We start from the raw sequence: 17,673 nt of genomic DNA, 5'->3' as shown, positions 1-17,673 counted from the left end.
CACCTCCAAAGGTTCACGTAATACCGATTCTTAACCGGTTCTTATCAAACAAACCTATTTTATCAATAATCCCAAAGGGAAGTCAACATAAAATACGAACATTACATAAATTAATAATAAATTTGTTCGTTATTAAGTGACTTTCATACTTTACTTATACACTTTTTCATCCCCAAATAAGGAATCCGTGCAACTTTAGCAAGGATTCACTTTCTCCCCTGGCGGTTCTCCTTATTCTTTGCCCAAACTCCTTTAAACTTTCACCTTATTGTAAAAAAAGCCCACCAGAGATAGTGGGCTTTGTTCCAAATATAGAAAGTCAATTAGGCTCCTGGAGACATCGAATCATCATCGAATCGCCGTTCGAGGTTCACGAATTTATTGTACTCTTTGACGAATGCCAGTGAAACCGTGCCAACTGGGCCATTCCTTTGTTTTGCAATGATAATCTCAATGATATTTTTATTCTCGGACTCTTTATCATAATAATCATCACGGTACAGGAATGCTACGATGTCGGCATCCTGCTCTATACTTCCTGATTCCCTAATATCCGACATCATCGGACGTTTATCCTGCCGTTGTTCCACTCCACGGGATAATTGGGAAAGGGCAATGACAGGCACTTGAAGTTCACGGGCCAGGGCCTTCAGTGAACGGGAAATTTCCGATACTTCCTGCTGTCGGTTATCGCCTGAACGACCATCTCCTTGAATCAATTGTAGATAGTCGATCAATATCATCCCAAGACCATGTTCCTGCTTCAAACGACGGCTTTTAGAGCGGATTTCCCCAATACGGACTCCTGGGGTGTCATCAATATAGATACCGGCATTCGACAAACTTCCCATTGCCATAGTCAGCTTGCGCCAGTCTTCATCTGTTAAGGCACCAGTCCTTAAATTTTGAGCATTGATATTTCCTTCGGCACAAAGCATACGCATGACGAGCTGTTCGGAACCCATCTCCAGACTGAAAATCGCGACGTTTTCATCCGTTTTGGTTGCGACATTTTGGGCAATGTTCAAAGCGAAAGCCGTTTTACCAACAGAAGGACGGGCTCCAACAATGATGAGGTCATTCCGCTGGAATCCCGCCGTCATTCTGTCCAGTTCAGCAAAACCCGTCGGGATTCCAGTTACATCCCCTTTGCGGTTGGTCAGGATCTCGATGTTATCATAGGTTCGAACCAAAACGTCCTTAATATTTTGAAATGAGCCGGCGTTTTTACGCTGTGCCACTTCCATGATCGTCTTTTCCGCTTCCCCGAGCAGCTCCTCGACTTCATCCTCACGGCTATAGCCTTCCTGGGCGATGTTCGTTGCTGTCCTGATCAAACGACGGAGCAATGACTTTTCTTCCACGATTCGGGCATAATATTCGATATTGGCTGCAGTAGGGACCGATCCAGCCAGTTCGCTTAAATAAGACACTCCGCCCACTTCTTCAAGATTCTTCGTGGCGGAAAGTTCTTCCGTTACCGTAATCAAGTCAACGGCTTTACCTTCGTCATTCAACTTGATCATGACGTTAAAGATTTTTTGATGCGAACTTCTATAAAAATCCTCTGGAATCAACAATTCCGAAGTAACGGTCAGCGAAGATGGCTCCAAGAAGATGGCTCCTAGCACCGCTTGTTCCGCTTCTATGTTTTGAGGGGGAATTCTATCCTGAAATTGCTCTATCATATCTTAAAACCTCCCAATCTAAGAGGATATATTTTCATTAATTAATTCGTAGATTTAGTTGAAAAAGAAAAAAAGTGACAGGACAACATAGCCCAATCACATTTTTTTCGTCTCTCTCTATTCTATCAATTTTTTTCAGATATGAAACCACTAAAATTAGTTAATTTCTTTCACTTGCACAGTTAAAGTCGCTGTAACCTCTGGATGTAGCTTCACAGGAACCTTCGTATGCCCCAATGAGCGAATTCCTTCGGCAAGCTCCATTTTACGTTTATCGATTTTAATACCATGCTTTTTCTGAAGTTCTGAAGCTATTTGCTTCGTCGTAATAGAACCGAATAAACGCCCGCCTTCACCGGCTTTAGCGGATAATTCGACAGTCAATTTTTCAATTTCCACCTGCAAGTCTTTTGCATGCTGAAGTTCTTCGGCAGCCAGGGAATCTTCTTTGTTTTTCTGAGCTTCCAATGTTTTTACATTGGAGTTATTCGCCTCGATTGCCAATCCTTGCTTAATCAGGAAGTTATGGGCATACCCATCCGCAACGTTTTTGACTTCCCCTTTTTTCCCTTTACCTTTAACGTCTTTTAAAAATATAACTTTCATTCTTTTCGTCCTCCTTCTAAATATTCATCAATTGCTGCTTTCAACTGGCTCTCCGCTTCTTCAATGGAGCAGACCATCTGTGTGGCGGCATTCGTTAAATGACCGCCGCCATTCAATGTTTCCATGATAACCTGTACGTTGACATCACCTAGGGAACGGGCACTTATGCCAACTGTATCCTCAGACCGTTTAGCCACAACGAAGGAAGCGGTAACACCATCCATCATCAGAAGCGTATCAGCGGCCTGGGCGATCAGGACCTGATTATGGGTCTGTTCGGATTTTGCGGAAGCAATCGCAAGACCCTTTTTATAAAACGCAACTTCTTTAATTAAATTGGATCGCTTGATATACGTGTCCACATCTTCCCTAAGGAATTTCTGTACCAGTACCGTGTCCGCTCCGTGGGCCCTTAAATAAGAAGCTGCATCGAAGGTACGTGAACCGGTTCTTAAAGTGAAACTTTTCGTATCGACAATGATCCCAGCAAGTAGCGCCGTCGACTCCAGCATATCAATTTTACTGCGTTTTGGCTGATATTCAAGTAGCTCCGTCACCAGCTCAGCTGTCGAAGATGCATAGGGCTCCATATAGACAAGCAGGGAGTTTTTGATGAATTCCTCGCCACGACGATGGTGATCAATGACGACCACCTTATCAATCCGATTCAATAATCTTTCTTCTATCACCATTGTAGGCTTGTGGGTATCGACGACGACGAGTAGCGTCTCGTCCGTGACCATCTCGAGTGCATCGTCAGGGCTTATAAATCGCCCATATAAATCCTCTTTATTTTTGATTTCTTCCATCAAACGCAAGACGCTACTGTCTAGCTCGTTTGTATTGATTACTATATACCCTTCACGTTCATTCATCTGTGCCACTTTCAAAATGCCTATAGCAGAACCTATGGCATCCATATCGGGATTTTTATGGCCCATGACAATGACTTTATCGCTATCTAGGACGATATCCTTTAAGGCATGAGAAATGACGCGTGCACGCACCCTCGTACGCTTTTCCATAGGGTTGGTTTTACCGCCATAGAATTTCACTTTCCCGCTTGCCTGTTTAATCGCTACTTGGTCCCCACCGCGGCCCAGGGCCAGATCGAGGCTAGATTGAGCAAGCGTCCCCAGCTCTGGAAGGGAGGAAACAGCAGATCCCACTCCAATGCTAAGCGTCAAAGGGACATTCTGTTTAGCGGTCGTTTCCCTGATTTCATCCAGGATTGAAAATTTATCATTTTCCAGCTGCTGCAGGATATGTTCATTAAAGACCGCAATAAACCGTTCAGAAGAAACCCTCTTGAAAAATACCCCATTATCCCTTGCCCACTTATCCAGCAACGAGGTAACCAAGCTATTTATACTACTTTTACGTTGGTCTTCCATTCCCTGCGTCAAATCATCGTAATTATCCAGCAAAATAATCGCAATGGCCGTTCTCTCTTCTTCATATTGTTTTTCGATTTCCACTTGCTCCGTTACATCGAAAAAGTAAAGAAGGCGTTCCTCGCGTTTATGGACCACTTTGAATTTCCGGTCATAAAGCGTAATGGTCTCTGTTTCAATCTCCTGCTTAATGAGCGGGACAAGTGAATCCGCCATATCATAAAGAGACCTTCCTGCCAGTGAGTCTTCACTAAAGCATGAGGCGAGGAATGGATTGGTCCACTCAATATAAAAATCATCATTAAAGAGCATGATTCCGATCGGCATTTCCAATAAGGCTTCCTCTCCCACCTTTTTTAACCGGTAGGATAACGTCGTGATGTACTCTTCAGTCTTAATTTGTTTTCTTTTTTCCATTTTCAATATTAAATAAAACAAACCGGCTTGAATCAACAATCCAATTAGTGCAATAACCCAATTATAGTAAGCCAGTACGCCCAAAAATATCAATCCTGCAACGAGCAACCCGTATAGCAGGGCCTTAACCGAATAATCCTTTAAATAAGATGGCATATTTTCAGCTCCTAAAAGCATCTGTTTAACAGACTATTCCTTTTTCTTGATCGTCTCCCGAAAAGGGAATCCTAAATCTATTATACCTAAAAAACGGATGAGGATTGCGAATATCGGCAGCAACAATGAGGCAACCACTATCAAAACGGGTATAGCCTTAGCCCAGCCCTTGACATCGCTGAAATAAAATATGAGTGAGTAGCCTTGAATCATGATGAAAAATTGAAGAATGAAAAATAGGTTCGTTATCGCCATATATACAAAATCTTTGTTGTCCATATTCACAAAAAGAGCCAAAAGCATTGTAATTAAATAATACCATAAAAGGCTTTTTGGAAGGCGAAGATCTTGGAAACGAGGCCAATTCAGGGATTTATCACTGAACCTTTTAAGTGTGGGGTGGGCCGCTAAGAATATCAATAATACCATGATGATAGATGTAATCACGAGCAAGCTCGGAATCAGCGTAGTCAAGGTACTTATTGAGTCGTGCATGCCTTGGATTATCTTTTCAGTTGGGGCCTGACCAAATGATTCCATGATTTTCGCAGAAGAATCAATGGATTCCTCCATTACCGTCATGGTTTCTTCTATGTAATTCACTCCAAATAACACTACTGTGGCAGCATAGGTCACTAATATCCCACCTAGGAACGTAAGGACAGCACTGATGAACATAGGGGTCATCGGTTTATCCCTTTTCAGGAAGGAACCAATCACAATGCCCGTCGCCCCCATTAGCAAGGTCATTGGCAAGGATAAGACGCTACCGATTAAAATGGTTAATAACGATCCAACAAACAAAAATCCAACTGACCACGAAAGCTTTTGCTTACTGGTCACCAGAATGAAAGGAATCGGCAAAAAGAAAAAAGTTATAAATCCCAACAAAGGAATATATATTGTAATGAGTAATAATATACAATATAACGCTAAAAGAGCACCGCCCTCAGCGATTTTTCTACCACTATTCAACCGAATCCCCCCTATCATAAAATCATGAAGTATCTTTCTCTACATATTGTATCCGTTAAGCCCAGGATATTTCAAACTTCCCATTCTTTTTTTCAGATAAATCAGCTTTAAAAATAGGAGTTCTCTGCATTGTTAGTTAAAATTTTTTTGCAAAACAGGCCGATCACGAATTTTAAATACAATAACTAGCTAAAACGGAGCAAATCACGTAGAAACTGTAGAACGAAGATGAAGGAAGTTGGGGCTCGCATCGTTTTTTTAAATGAAAAAGGACCATTTGGGCAAATATACAAAAAAGCACATCAAGGATTTCTCCTCAATGCGCTCCGTTGTTATTATTCACCTGATACGTATGGAAGTAATGCCATAGTACGTGAGCGTTTAATAGCAATCGTTAATTTACGTTGATATTTAGCGCTAGTGCCAGTCACACGACGTGGTAAGATTTTACCGCGTTCTGAGACGAATTTTTTAAGAAGGTCTGTATCTTTGTAATCAATTTTAGTGATACCGTTTGATGTGAAATAACAAACCTTTTTACGCTTACCGCGTCCTTTACGTCCACCCATTGCCATAATAATTTCCCTCCCTGCTTTAGGATTTTCGTTTTAAACAGCTGTTTAAAACGGAAGATCGTCATCTGAAATGTCGATGGTTTTACCGTCATTTGCAAATGGATCATCGTCTACACGAGTGTAGTTGTTGTTACTCCGTTGATTCTGATTAGGATTTTGTCCATACGAATTTTGATCATTGCCGCCATTATTGTTGTTATAGCTTTTTTGACCGCCACCGTAAGAACCGCCATCATTTCTTTCACCCGCTGAACTGCTTCGTGGTTCAAGGAACTGAACACTCTCAGCCAGAATCTCCGTCACATACACGCGTTTGCCGTCTTGTCCTTCATAATTACGCGTTTGGACACGTCCATCCACGCCAGCTAAACTACCTTTTTTCAAGAAGTTAGCCACATTTTCTGCCGGTTTACGCCAAACTACACAATTAATGAAGTCCGCTTCACGTTCACCTTGTGCATTCGTAAAAGTACGATTCACTGCTAAAGTAAAGGTAGCCACTGCAACTCCATTAGGTGTATATCGTAATTCAGGATCTTTAGTTAAGCGTCCTACCAAAACTACGCGATTCATCATCAGAATCAACCCCTAGTTTTCAACCTTGCTTACAAGAAGCTAGATTAGAATTTATATTAAATATTGAATTAAACGTCTTCTCTAGTAGCCATATGACGGATAATGTCTTCACTGATTTTAGCAAGACGATCGAATTCTTGGATCGCAGCACTTTCAGCGTTAACTTTAAGAAGCATGTAGTAACCATCACGGAAATCATTGATTTCGTATGCAAGACGGCGTTTACCCCATTCTTTTGCTTCTACTTCCGCACCATTATCAGTAAGGATTGTGTTGAAACGTTCAACTAAAGCTTTTTTAGCTTCTTCCTCAATGTTTGGACGGATGATATACATAATTTCGTATTTTCTCATCACTGTCACCTCCTTTTGGTCTAAGCGGCCCATTTGGGCAAGGAGCAATTTTTTATAATTACTCACAAGAATAAATTATAGCATAGTTAAACTAGGTTTGCAACGAGTGTCGAATGTATCTTCCTATAGTATAAAGAGACTCCGCAGAATGAATCTGCGGAGTCCTTTTATATTATACGTTAAAGCGGAAGTGGACAACGTCTCCGTCGTTCACTATATATTCTTTACCTTCTAGTCGTACTTTTCCTGCTTCTTTTGCTGCACTATGGCTACCTGCTTCTAGCAAATCATCATAAGCGACGACTTCGGCACGAATGAAGCCACGTTCGAAGTCTGTATGGATGACACCCGCACATTGAGGAGCCTTCATACCTTTACGGAACGTCCAGGCACGCACTTCCTGCACTCCAGCCGTAAAGTAAGTGGCCAGCCCTAATAGATTGTATGAAGCACGGATCAATTTATCAAGACCTGACTCTTCGATGCCTAGCTCAGATAAGAACATTTCCTTTTCTTCACCTTCAAGCTCGGCTATTTCCTCTTCGATTTTGGCGCAAATTACGATAACTTCTGCATTTTCCGTCGCGGCGTATTCCCGGACTTGTTGCACGAACTCATTATCAGTCGCATTTGCCACTTCATCCTCACTTACATTTGCCACGTAAAGCATTGGTTTCGCTGTTAGGAGGTGCATGCCTTTCACGATTTTCAACTGTTCCTCAGTGAATTCGACTGAGCGGGCAGGCTTTTCAGCTTCTAAAGCTTCTTTCAATGCAACAAGAATCTCATGTTCGGCCACGGCACCCTTATCTTTTTGTTTAGCCATCTTTCCAACACGATCGATGCGCTTGTCCACAGATTCAAGGTCAGCAAGAATCAATTCAAGATTGATGACTTCGATATCATCAATCGGATTTACTTTTCCTGAAACGTGAGTGATGTTATCATCAGCGAAGCAACGAACAACCTGACAAATCGCATCTACTTGGCGGATATGGGATAGGAATTTATTGCCTAGACCTTCCCCTTTACTCGCTCCCTTTACAATCCCAGCAATATCTGTAAACTCAAATGCTGTTGGCACGGTTTTTTTCGGTTGGACCAGTTCAGTCAATTTTTGCAGACGATAATCGGGTACTTCTACAATTCCGACGTTTGGGTCGATTGTACAGAAAGGGTAATTCGCCGATTCCGCACCTGCCTGAGTAATTGCATTAAACAAAGTGGATTTACCTACGTTAGGCAAACCGACTATACCAGCTGTTAAAGCCATTTATATTTCACTCCTTCAAGATAATTCGTTCATAGTGTTACTAGATAAATCATTACTAAAGATACACCCAATACCTAAACCTTTCCCAATTATAGATTTCACTTCCTGAAAAGACAAGTAAATCATTGAGAGACAGAAATGCCATCTATACATGGAAAAAGCATGATCACTCCTCATGCTTTAGTAAAACTTTTTTCATTTTCTTGGAAAACTCACGCCGGGGCAACATTACGCTGTGTCCACAACCTTCACATTTAATCCGGATATCCATGCCCAATCGGATGATTTTCCACTTATTGATTCCACATGGGTGTGGCTTTTTCATTTCGACAACATCATTCAATGCAAATTCTTTTTCTTCCATAAACATGTGGCCCCCCAGCTTTTATGACTCACTGCCTTTGTAAGTAGATTGGATTCCACTTTCTTCAAGGGCAGTACTGATTTCTTTCCTCAATATCCTACTCATTTCAGAATGGCGCATTGGCTTTGTTTCAGCCGTCACACGCAATACGATTTCTTCTGGAGTAATTGTCTCGATTCCCAGTAACTCAGGGTTTCTGACTAAATCATCATATTTTTTCGCTAAACCACCTAAGTGTCGGATTAATACCTTTTCAGCAAGTTCAACGGATCCGTCATGAGGGATCGTCACATCCACCACAGCCTTACTGTTCAATATGGAGTAGTTTGTTACTTGCGTGATGCTCCCATTCGGTATGAGATGCAATTCCCCTTTACTACTCTTAATCTTGGTTGTGCGTAGCCCAATTTCAAGGACTTCACCCTCAAAAGTATTGATTTTAATATAATCACCGACAGAGAAATGATCCTCGAAAATGACGAAGAATCCTGTAATAATATCCTTGACCAAACTTTGGGCTCCAAACCCTACTGCGAGTCCAATAATTCCAGCCCCAGCAAGTAAAGCCTTCACATCGAGTCCGCAAATTTCAAGGATCATAATCAAGGATATGAAATTCACAACATATGTAATGACGTTCTCGAGTAACTTAATGAGCGTCGTTTCTCTCCGCTCCGAGACACGGAGGGGGGTTCTGGTTCGGACCAGAAAAAATTTATTTAGTACCGTCTTTCCTATTCTTATAATAATACGCGATAAGAGGAGAACAAGGAAGATTTTAATAATCCCCTCACCTAACATCAGCCATACTTTTTCATCCAAAATTTCTTCTGTAATTTTACTATATGTAGCGTTTTCCATGCTTTCCTCCTACTCTATCTTTTGCAAATTACTAAAGGGCCCACCGTTTTTCCTGTTGAACTTATTCTTTCTACCCTACGGCCGAGGATGTAATCCAGTATAGGAGAAGTTTTGTTTGTAATATCATTAAATTAAAGGTTTCTGTATAAAAATAACATGGGTATATAGTAAAGAAATTAGAAATTTTTTTCCATTTCAAAACATAAATCTTTTTACTATAAATCGCTATGCAACTAGCAACGAGGTAGAGGAAAGGACAGATTCACATTTGCCCTTCAGCCAATTAGCTGTTCTTAATAATTAATTCCCCCCTCAATTTAACCTATATCCCGTATATTTTTTCCTTTTCAACCGTATACTGTTAACACAAAACAAAGTAAAGGAGTGGAGCCGATGAATCTTAATTCTAATCTATTTAATAACAAAACTAGATTAAGTCGTATCCTGCATGAAGATGCGGACGCAACCAATCAAATTTCCCAGGAATTACTCAATCTCTTGCCTTCAGGAAAGCTTCAGCCTATCGTTTTTGTCTGCATTGGCACAGATCGTTCTACTGGTGATTCCCTCGGTCCACTTGTAGGTACCCTACTTCAAGAAAAATCCGAACTAGGTGCTTCTTCATTCCATGTGTATGGGACACTCGATAACCCTATACATGCGATGAACCTGCAGGAAAAGTTAGATGAAATCAAAAAAGTCCATGTGAATGCATTTATCGTTGGCATAGATGCCTGCTTAGGTAAACTAAAGAGCGTGGGGATTGTCCAACTCGGTAAAGGACCAGTGAAACCTGGTGCGGGTGTCAATAAAGACCTACCAGCCGTTGGGCATGCCCATATTACAGGCATCGTGAATGTCAGTGGGTTCATGGAATTCATGGTCCTACAGAACACACGGCTTAACCTGGTTTTAAAAATGGCCAAAACTATAGCCGAGGGCATTCATGAAGCACAACGACATTATCCTGCCAAGCCATCCATCACCCCATTTACCTGGTCATTCAAAAAGGAAAAAACACTTTAATAATGATACTTATAAAAAATAAAGGAAGGGACATCCCTTCCTTTATTTTTTATGCATACATAGTGGGACAAGAAACATTAGAGTCCATGGTTCCTATGAGGAGATGTTTTCTTGGTCGATTAAGTCTAGTATTCTATCTAAATCTTCTTTTGAAAAGAATTCTATTTCTATCTTCCCTTTTTTCTTGCTTTGTTTTATGGTCACGCTGGTCCCAAGTTTCTCCCGTAGTATGGACTCTCTTTGTTTGATGAATATATCTTTTTTTGGTTGTTTGGCATTCTTCGTTTCACGTGAAACAGTATCATTCAACTGATGGATATAATTCTCCAGCTGCCGAACGTTCATCGTTTCTTTGAGGATTTTATCTATGACAGACTTAAGCAGCTCTTTTTTCTTTAATCCTAGCAATGCACGCCCATGCCCCATGGAGATCGTGCCCTCTGATATATAGTTCCTGATCTCTTCAGGCAAAGAGAGCAAGCGGACATAGTTAGCTATGTGAGGCCGGCTTTTTCCGAGACGGTGTGCTAATTGCTCTTGAGTGAAATTTAACTTTTCGAGCAACGTTTGATAAGCTGCCGCTTCCTCAATCGGATTCAAATCTTCCCTCTGTAGGTTTTCCAATATCGCCAGTTCCATCATCTGCTGTTCATTTAACTCCCTGACAACGACAGGAACCGTTTTTAAACCGGCTTCCTTAGCCGCACGGCATCGTCTTTCTCCAGCTACAATTTCAAATCCTCTAATACTTTTCCGGGCAATAATCGGTTGAAGGATCCCATGCTCCAAAATTGACTGCTTAAGTTCTTCAATCGCTTCGGGGCGGAAGTTTTTTCGCGGCTGATGGGGATTGGGCCTTAATTCCCTCAATTTTATTTCCTGAACAGTTTCATCCTTGCTGACTTCCACATTAGGAAAGAGTGCGTCGAGTCCCTTTCCAAGTCCTTTAGCCATTTGAGACCACTTCCTTTGCCAATTGTAGATAGACCTCCGCACCGCGTGATTTCGGATCGTAAATGATAATCGGTTCCCCATGACTCGGTGCTTCACTCAGACGAACATTTCGGGGAATGATAGTTTGATATACCTTATCCTGAAAGTATTTTTTCACTTCCTCAATCACTTGAAGACCTAGATTCGTTCTGGCGTCCAACATCGTCAGCAAAACACCTTCGATCTTTAAATCATGATTTAAATGCTTCTGCACGAGACGGACCGTATTCAACAGCTGGCTCAATCCCTCCAATGCGTAATATTCACATTGTACGGGAATCAAAACGGCATCGGCTGCCGTCAAGGCATTCAGTGTGAGCAAGCCCAGTGAAGGTGGACAATCGATGACGATATAATCGAACTGACTTTGCACCTCTTCTAATGCACGCTTCAATCGAATTTCCCTGGAGATGGTAGGTACCAACTCAATTTCCGCACCCGCTAATTGGATTGTGGCAGGTATGGCATATAAGTTTTCAACCTTTGTTTCCAAGATTACGGTACTGGCTTCGACATCATCTACCAATACATCATAAATACACTGTTCCACATCTGCTTTATCAATACCAGTGCCGCTAGTCGCATTACCCTGAGGGTCTATATCGACCAACAAGACTTTCTTTCCTATATATGCAAGGCAAGCACTGAGGCTGACCGAAGTTGTCGTTTTTCCAACACCGCCCTTTTGATTGGCAATGGCAAGAATCTTCCCCACGAATTCACCTGCTTTCAACAATCTCATCTATCTTAAACGTACTATATTTCTTCTATTTTATCATGAATAATGATGAAGGAACTCGAATTCTTAAATTCGACGAAAAATTCGGTATTCTTTTAAATTAGTCAAAAAATGCAGTTTTTGGAGATGAATATTTCGTTTTTTTCACTGCGAATCACAAGAAAAAAGCTTGGTAATCGATGACTACCAAGCGGGGGATGATACCAGATTAAGACTTTTTCTTTGGGATTTTTATCGTAAACTGATAATATTCCTCGAATTCCTCTTCTTCTGCATCAAGGTTTATGCCATTATCCGTTACCATGGTCAGCGATTGGCGAATCGTGTTAACCGCAATCCTCATGTCCCTACTAAATGCCTTGCGTTTCGGCTTTGGCTTTGAATGATCCTTTGTACCAGTAAGAAGCTTGACAACCAGCTCTTCCGTCTGCTTGACGTTTAAACCTCTTTCAATGACTTCTTGAAGCAGCTTGACTTGATTTTCCGGGTTTTTCAACGGAATCAGCGAACGGGCATGACGTTCCGTAATCTGTTTTTGAAGCAGTGCTTCTTGGACTTCCTGTGGCAATTTTAACAACCGAAGTTTATTGGCAACCGTCGATTGGCCAATTCCCAATCTTTGAGCGAGTGCTTCCTGCGTTAAGTTATGGAGCTCAATTAATTTCCCATATGCTAACGCTTCTTCAATCGGTGTCAATTCTTCACGCTGAAGATTCTCTATCAACGCTACTGAAGCCGTTTCTGTATCCGTGAAATCTTTAATTATGGCTGGTGCCAACTCCCAACCAAGCTTTTGCATAGCACGAAAACGACGCTCACCTGCAATGATTTCATACTTCCCTTGACCATATGCCCTAACTACAATCGGTTGAATGATACCATGTGTATGAATCGTCTGAGCTAGTTCCGAGATTTTATCGTCGTTAAATACAGTCCTTGGTTGAAATCGATTTGGCACAATATCAGAAATGGAAATTTTCCTTATTTCTTCATTATTATTGCTTGGTGCCTCCATCTCAAGTTGCTGTTCTTCTTTTTCGCCAAACCTTAAGAAACGCGAAAAAGGATGCTTCATCTTCCTACACCACCTTTTAAAACTCCCAAATAACATATTCTCTATGGAAAGAACAAGTCCTCCATACATTTCCCGACATGAAAATACATATCGACCATTGCTGTATAACCATGTCGACTGGCGTCACCAATGCATTTCCATAGCCTAAATGTCTTGCTATTATTAATAGTAGACGCCTGTCTAAGATTATTTCCCCGCCGATTTAAGAGTCCCCAACTTTTTCCCACCAAACTGGTTCACTGGGACAGCTTACATTAAATAAAATGGAAATTATATTATTTATAGTAAAGGAAAGGATCGTAAAGTGCTAGTCGTGTATGAATCGTGATAAACAGACTATTCACGTACCGGTCATTCTATAGGTTGTTTATTCGGTGTACCTGGTTTTCTTGGATATTTTTTTGGAGTCTTCTTCACTTTTTTCACCGTAATGATATTTCGCTCACTATTCTCTTCTGGCAATATGAACGGGTGGATTTCCTCAATTTTCCCACCTAATGTGAAGATTGCCTTTTTTCCTGTATCCATCTCATCATGGGCACTGGCCGCTTTCATCGCAATGAATGTCCCATCCGTTTTAACAAGGGGTAAACATAGCTCGCTCAAAACAGACATTCTTGCCACCGCTCTTGCCATAACAACATCATAGGTTTCACGATGTTCCGGTTTCTGAGCAAATGTTTCGGCACGGTCATGATAAAACGATACGCCTGACAATTGTAAAGAGTCAGCAAGATGGTTTAAAAAAGAGATGCGCTTATTCAAAGAATCAACGATTGATACATGAATATCCGGGAAACAGATCTTCAAAGGGATACTCGGGAAACCAGCTCCGGCACCCACATCGCAAATACGATGAGGCTTGTTGAAATCGAAGTAAAAAGCTGCGCTGATCGAATCATAAAAATGCTTTAAATAGACTTCTTCTTTATCGGTTATGGCCGTTAGGTTCATCTTTTCGTTCCATTCCACCAATAAATGATAGTACATATCAAATTGCTCAAGCTGGCGTGGAGAAAGTTCAATGCCTTTCTCCTGCAGTGCTTGTTGGAATTGCTCAATATTCATGATTACTTCAATCCTTTTCGGGTATTTCCGTTTACTTAGAAATTCTAGCGATCTTTCCTTGTTCTAAATAAACTAGCAAAATAGAGACATCAGCAGGGTTCACACCTGAAATCCGTGAAGCTTGGGCAACGGATAGAGGGTGTACCTGTTTTAATTTTTGGCGAGCTTCCGTAGCCAATCCATTGATTGCATCGTAATCGATGTTTTCTGGGATTTTTTTATTCTCCATTTTCTTGAGGCGGTCAACCTGCTGTAAGGATTTTTCAATATATCCTTCATACTTGACCTGGATTTCGACTTGTTCCTTCACTTCATCACTTAGGTCGACATCACTTGGAGCAAGCTTTTGAATGTGGGAATAATCCATTTCTGTCCGCTTCAATAAATCCGAAGCGCGAATCCCATCTTTTAGTTCGCTCCCACCACTTGCGATGATAATCTCCTGCACCTCTTGAGTAGGTTTAATGAAGGTGGATTTCAACCGTTCTCGTTCTGCCTCCACGGCCTCTCTCTTTATAAGGAAACGATTATATCGCTCTTCTTTGATCATTCCAATTTTAAAACCGATTTCGGTCAGGCGTAAGTCTGCATTATCATGACGTAACAGTAAGCGGTATTCTGCACGAGAAGTCAGCAGGCGATAAGGCTCATTCGTACCTTTTGTCACAAGATCATCGATTAAAACGCCAATATATGCATCTGACCGGCTTAGAATCAGTTCTTCTTTTCCCAATGCTTTCAAGCCAGCGTTAATACCAGCCATTAATCCTTGGCCCGCCGCTTCTTCATAACCTGATGTCCCATTGATTTGACCTGCTGTATACAGGTTTTTCACTTTTTTCGTTTCCAATGTTGGCCAAAGTTGTGTCGGCACGATCGCATCATATTCAATCGCATATCCTGCACGCATCATCTCAGCCTTTTCAAGACCTGGTATGGTCTGAAGGATCCTAATTTGGACATCCTCGGGAAGGCTCGTAGACAATCCTTGTACATATACTTCTTTGGTATTGCGCCCTTCCGGTTCCAAGAATATCTGATGGCGTGGCTTGTCATTAAAGCGTACAACTTTGTCTTCTATCGATGGACAGTAACGAGGGCCAGTCCCTTTAATCATCCCAGAATACATTGGGGAACGGTGTAGATTCGCATCAATGAGCTGGTGAGTTCCTTCATTTGTATACGTTAACCAACATGGCAATTGGTCGGTGATGTATTTTGTCGTTTCAAAGGAAAAAGCACGTGGAACTTCATCACCCGGCTGTATTTCCGTTTTACTGTAATCAATAGAAGAACTATTGACGCGCGGAGGCGTTCCCGTTTTGAACCGGACCAAATCAAAGCCCAACTCTTCCAAATGCTCGGAAAGCCTGATGGATGGTTGCTGATTATTAGGACCACTTGAATATTTTAGTTCCCCTAAAATGATTTCGCCCCGTAAATAGGTCCCAGTCGTAATAACGACAGTTTTCGCACGGTAAATGGCACCCGTTTTTGTGATGACACCTTTACAAACGCCATCTTCAACAATCAATTCCTCAACCATTCCTTGAATTAACGTTAAATTCGGCTCATCTTCTATCGTCTTTTTCATTTCTTGCTGATAAAGAAACTTATCTGCTTGTGCACGTAAAGCACGAACGGCCGGACCTTTCGCTGTATTTAACATTCTCATCTGAATGTGCGTTTTATCGATATTTTTACCCATTTCGCCGCCTAAGGCATCAATTTCCCGGACCACAATCCCTTTTGCCGGTCCTCCAACAGAAGGGTTGCATGGCATAAAGGCAACCATATCTAAGTTGATGGTGATCATCAATGTTTTGGCACCGACTCTAGCAGATGCAAGACCCGCTTCACTACCTGCATGGCCTGCCCCAACTACGATGGCATCATAGTTTCCTGCTTCATATTGCATATCATTTTCCTCCCTCTACTCTTACTTTCCTAGACAAAATTGTGAAAACAATTGATTGATTAAATTATCCTGGACACTTTCACCAATAACTTCCCCAAGTAATTCCCATGCCTTTGTGAAATCGATCTGAACTAAGTCAATCGGCGTTCCCATCTCGATTGCTTCCATGGAATCCTCGATCGATTGCAAGGCCTGTCCGAGCAGCGCAATATGACGGGCGTTGGAAACATAGGTAATGTCCCCCGCTTCCAAAGAGCCCTCGAAGAATAAAGAAGCAATCGCTTCTTCCAATTCATCGACACCTTCATCTTCCAGTAAAGATGTAGTGACTATTTTGTGTGCGGCTGCCTTTTCCTTAACCTGCTCCATATTGATTTTCTGTGGCAGGTCCGTTTTATTGATAATGACGATGACATCCATTCCTTCGACTGCTTGGAACAGCTTTTCATCTTCCGGCGTAAAGTCATCGGAGTAATTTAAAACGAGTAAAATCAGGTCCGCATCTTTTAATACCGCCCGGGAGCGTTCCACACCAATCCGCTCAACGATATCTTCCGTTTCACGAATACCAGCTGTGTCGACAAGTTTTAGCGGCACCCCACGCACATTGACATACTCCTCAATAACGTCTCGAGTTGTCCCTGGGACATCGGTAACGATTGCCTTATTTTCATGCACTAAGCTGTTTAGCAAAGACGATTTTCCGACATTCGGACGCCCGATGATAACCGTCGCCAAGCCATCCCGCAAAATTTTTCCTTGCTGGGCCGTCCTGAGAAGTTTTTCAATCTCTGCCTTGACATAACTGCCCTTTTCCAAAAACAATCGATGTGTCATTTCTTCAACATCATCATATTCTGGGTAATCTATATTCACCTCGACCTGTGCGAGAGTCTGTAATATTTCGTGTCGCAGCTTTTGAATTAATTTCGAAAGCCGCCCTTCCATTTGACCCAACGCAACATTCATCGCTTTATCCGTTTTAGCTCGGATTAAATCCATGACAGCTTCTGCCTGAGAGAGATCGATTCTCCCATTCAAAAAAGCTCGTTTCGTGAATTCACCAGGCTCTGCTAAGCGTGCTCCCTGTGAGAGGATAAGCTGTAAAACCCGATTAACCGAAACGATTCCACCATGACAATTTATTTCAACGACATCTTCTCTCGTAAACGTTTTAGGACCTTTCATGACAGAAACCATAACCTCTTCTATGACTTCTCCAGTTTTAGGTACAACCAAGTGCCCGTAATGAATGGTATGTGAATCCACTTTCCGTAAACTTTTACCGCTTGGTCCTTTAAATATTCTATCGGCTATTTCTATGGCCTCATCACCGCTGATTCTTACGATGGCAATTGCCCCTTCCCCTAAAGGAGTTGAAATGGCGGTGATTGTATCGAATTCCATGCTTTCACCTCTTGTATATTAATGTTTCTCTAATTTATTTGATAAACAAAAATCTTGAATCCCTAAATTACAACAATAACACAGTATAATCATGAAAAAAAGTAGATACTCCTTCCTTTCAAGAGTTATCCACATGCCTTAAACCTTATATTTCTGTACCCTTCATTTTAACTTATCCACATGTGAATAACAAATAAAGCCTGACTTTC

The 17,673-nt window shown here is 41.6% G+C and carries 17 protein-coding genes; 1 reads left to right on the top strand and 16 read right to left on the bottom strand.

Translation table 11 applies throughout. From position 1 onward, the window contains the following. Positions 1–323: 323 nt before the first annotated feature. From dnaB to ACIQXU_RS16835, 10 genes are all read right to left on the bottom strand, one after another. On the bottom strand, positions 324–1,688 hold the full coding sequence (gene dnaB / locus ACIQXU_RS16880; RefSeq protein WP_402869969.1) for a replicative DNA helicase: 1,365 nt from the start codon (positions 1,686–1,688) through the stop codon (positions 324–326). A gap of 156 nt (positions 1,689–1,844) precedes the next feature. Further along, positions 1,845–2,294, bottom strand: a complete 450-nt coding sequence (rplI, locus tag ACIQXU_RS16875) for a 50S ribosomal protein L9 (protein ID WP_402869967.1) — start codon at positions 2,292–2,294, stop codon at positions 1,845–1,847. After that, positions 2,291–4,261, bottom strand: a complete 1,971-nt coding sequence (locus ACIQXU_RS16870; protein WP_402991116.1) for a DHH family phosphoesterase — start codon at positions 4,259–4,261, stop codon at positions 2,291–2,293. Before ACIQXU_RS16870 ends, rplI begins: the two co-directional genes overlap by 4 nt. A gap of 33 nt (positions 4,262–4,294) precedes the next feature. Then, positions 4,295–5,236, bottom strand: coding sequence for a YybS family protein (locus ACIQXU_RS16865; protein WP_402991113.1), 942 nt, complete (start codon positions 5,234–5,236; stop codon positions 4,295–4,297). A gap of 335 nt (positions 5,237–5,571) precedes the next feature. Then, complete coding sequence (rpsR, locus tag ACIQXU_RS16860; protein WP_053348323.1) at positions 5,572–5,811, bottom strand: 30S ribosomal protein S18; 240 nt, start codon at positions 5,809–5,811, stop codon at positions 5,572–5,574. Positions 5,812–5,856: 45 nt separating this feature from the next. Further along, positions 5,857–6,387: a single-stranded DNA-binding protein gene (gene ssb / locus ACIQXU_RS16855; protein WP_402869961.1), complete on the bottom strand. Its 531-nt coding sequence runs from the start codon at positions 6,385–6,387 to the stop codon at positions 5,857–5,859. Between the two features lie 68 nt (positions 6,388–6,455). Further along, positions 6,456–6,740 carry a 30S ribosomal protein S6 gene (gene rpsF / locus ACIQXU_RS16850; protein ID WP_402869958.1) on the bottom strand — a complete coding sequence of 95 codons (285 nt, stop codon included), beginning with the start codon at positions 6,738–6,740 and terminating at the stop codon, positions 6,456–6,458. 172 nt (positions 6,741–6,912) lie between these two features. Beyond that, positions 6,913–8,013, bottom strand: a complete 1,101-nt coding sequence (gene ychF / locus ACIQXU_RS16845) for a redox-regulated ATPase YchF (RefSeq protein ID WP_402869955.1) — start codon at positions 8,011–8,013, stop codon at positions 6,913–6,915. A gap of 166 nt (positions 8,014–8,179) precedes the next feature. After that, positions 8,180–8,377, bottom strand: coding sequence for a DUF951 domain-containing protein (locus ACIQXU_RS16840; RefSeq protein ID WP_402869952.1), 198 nt, complete (start codon positions 8,375–8,377; stop codon positions 8,180–8,182). A 21-nt stretch (positions 8,378–8,398) separates the two neighbouring features. Beyond that, entirely contained in the window at positions 8,399–9,238 is an 840-nt protein-coding gene (locus ACIQXU_RS16835) for a mechanosensitive ion channel family protein (protein ID WP_402869949.1), read from the bottom strand. 393 nt (positions 9,239–9,631) lie between these two features. Between ACIQXU_RS16835 and yyaC the strand changes: the two genes are divergently transcribed. Beyond that, positions 9,632–10,264 (top strand): spore protease YyaC, encoded by a 633-nt coding sequence (gene yyaC, locus ACIQXU_RS16830; protein ID WP_402869946.1) that lies wholly within the window; start codon positions 9,632–9,634, stop codon positions 10,262–10,264. Positions 10,265–10,357: 93 nt separating this feature from the next. On the opposite strand, the gene ACIQXU_RS16825 is transcribed toward yyaC, so the two are convergent. From ACIQXU_RS16825 to mnmE, 6 genes are all read right to left on the bottom strand, one after another. Next, positions 10,358–11,218 (bottom strand): ParB/RepB/Spo0J family partition protein, encoded by an 861-nt coding sequence (locus tag ACIQXU_RS16825; RefSeq protein ID WP_402869943.1) that lies wholly within the window; start codon positions 11,216–11,218, stop codon positions 10,358–10,360. Then, positions 11,211–11,972, bottom strand: coding sequence for a ParA family protein (locus ACIQXU_RS16820; RefSeq protein ID WP_402871289.1), 762 nt, complete (start codon positions 11,970–11,972; stop codon positions 11,211–11,213). Before ACIQXU_RS16820 ends, ACIQXU_RS16825 begins: the two co-directional genes overlap by 8 nt. Before the next feature lie 232 nt (positions 11,973–12,204). After that, the gene (gene noc / locus ACIQXU_RS16815; protein ID WP_402869940.1) at positions 12,205–13,071 is read right to left on the bottom strand and encodes a nucleoid occlusion protein; all 867 of its coding nucleotides are present in this window, start codon (positions 13,069–13,071) and stop codon (positions 12,205–12,207) included. A gap of 351 nt (positions 13,072–13,422) precedes the next feature. Further along, positions 13,423–14,139 carry a 16S rRNA (guanine(527)-N(7))-methyltransferase RsmG gene (gene rsmG, locus ACIQXU_RS16810; protein WP_402869937.1) on the bottom strand — a complete coding sequence of 239 codons (717 nt, stop codon included), beginning with the start codon at positions 14,137–14,139 and terminating at the stop codon, positions 13,423–13,425. A 31-nt stretch (positions 14,140–14,170) separates the two neighbouring features. After that, entirely contained in the window at positions 14,171–16,057 is a 1,887-nt protein-coding gene (mnmG, locus tag ACIQXU_RS16805) for a tRNA uridine-5-carboxymethylaminomethyl(34) synthesis enzyme MnmG (protein ID WP_402991108.1), read from the bottom strand. Between the two features lie 21 nt (positions 16,058–16,078). Beyond that, entirely contained in the window at positions 16,079–17,464 is a 1,386-nt protein-coding gene (mnmE, locus tag ACIQXU_RS16800) for a tRNA uridine-5-carboxymethylaminomethyl(34) synthesis GTPase MnmE (RefSeq protein ID WP_402869932.1), read from the bottom strand. Positions 17,465–17,673: the final 209 nt, after the last annotated feature.

Origin of the sequence: Peribacillus sp. NPDC097284, from assembly GCF_044761765.1 — a bacterium.
Taxonomy (GTDB): Bacteria; Bacillota; Bacilli; order Bacillales; family DSM-1321; genus Peribacillus.
The sequence above is the reverse complement of the archived record's forward strand: the minus strand, read 5'-3'. Positions and strand labels throughout refer to the sequence as shown.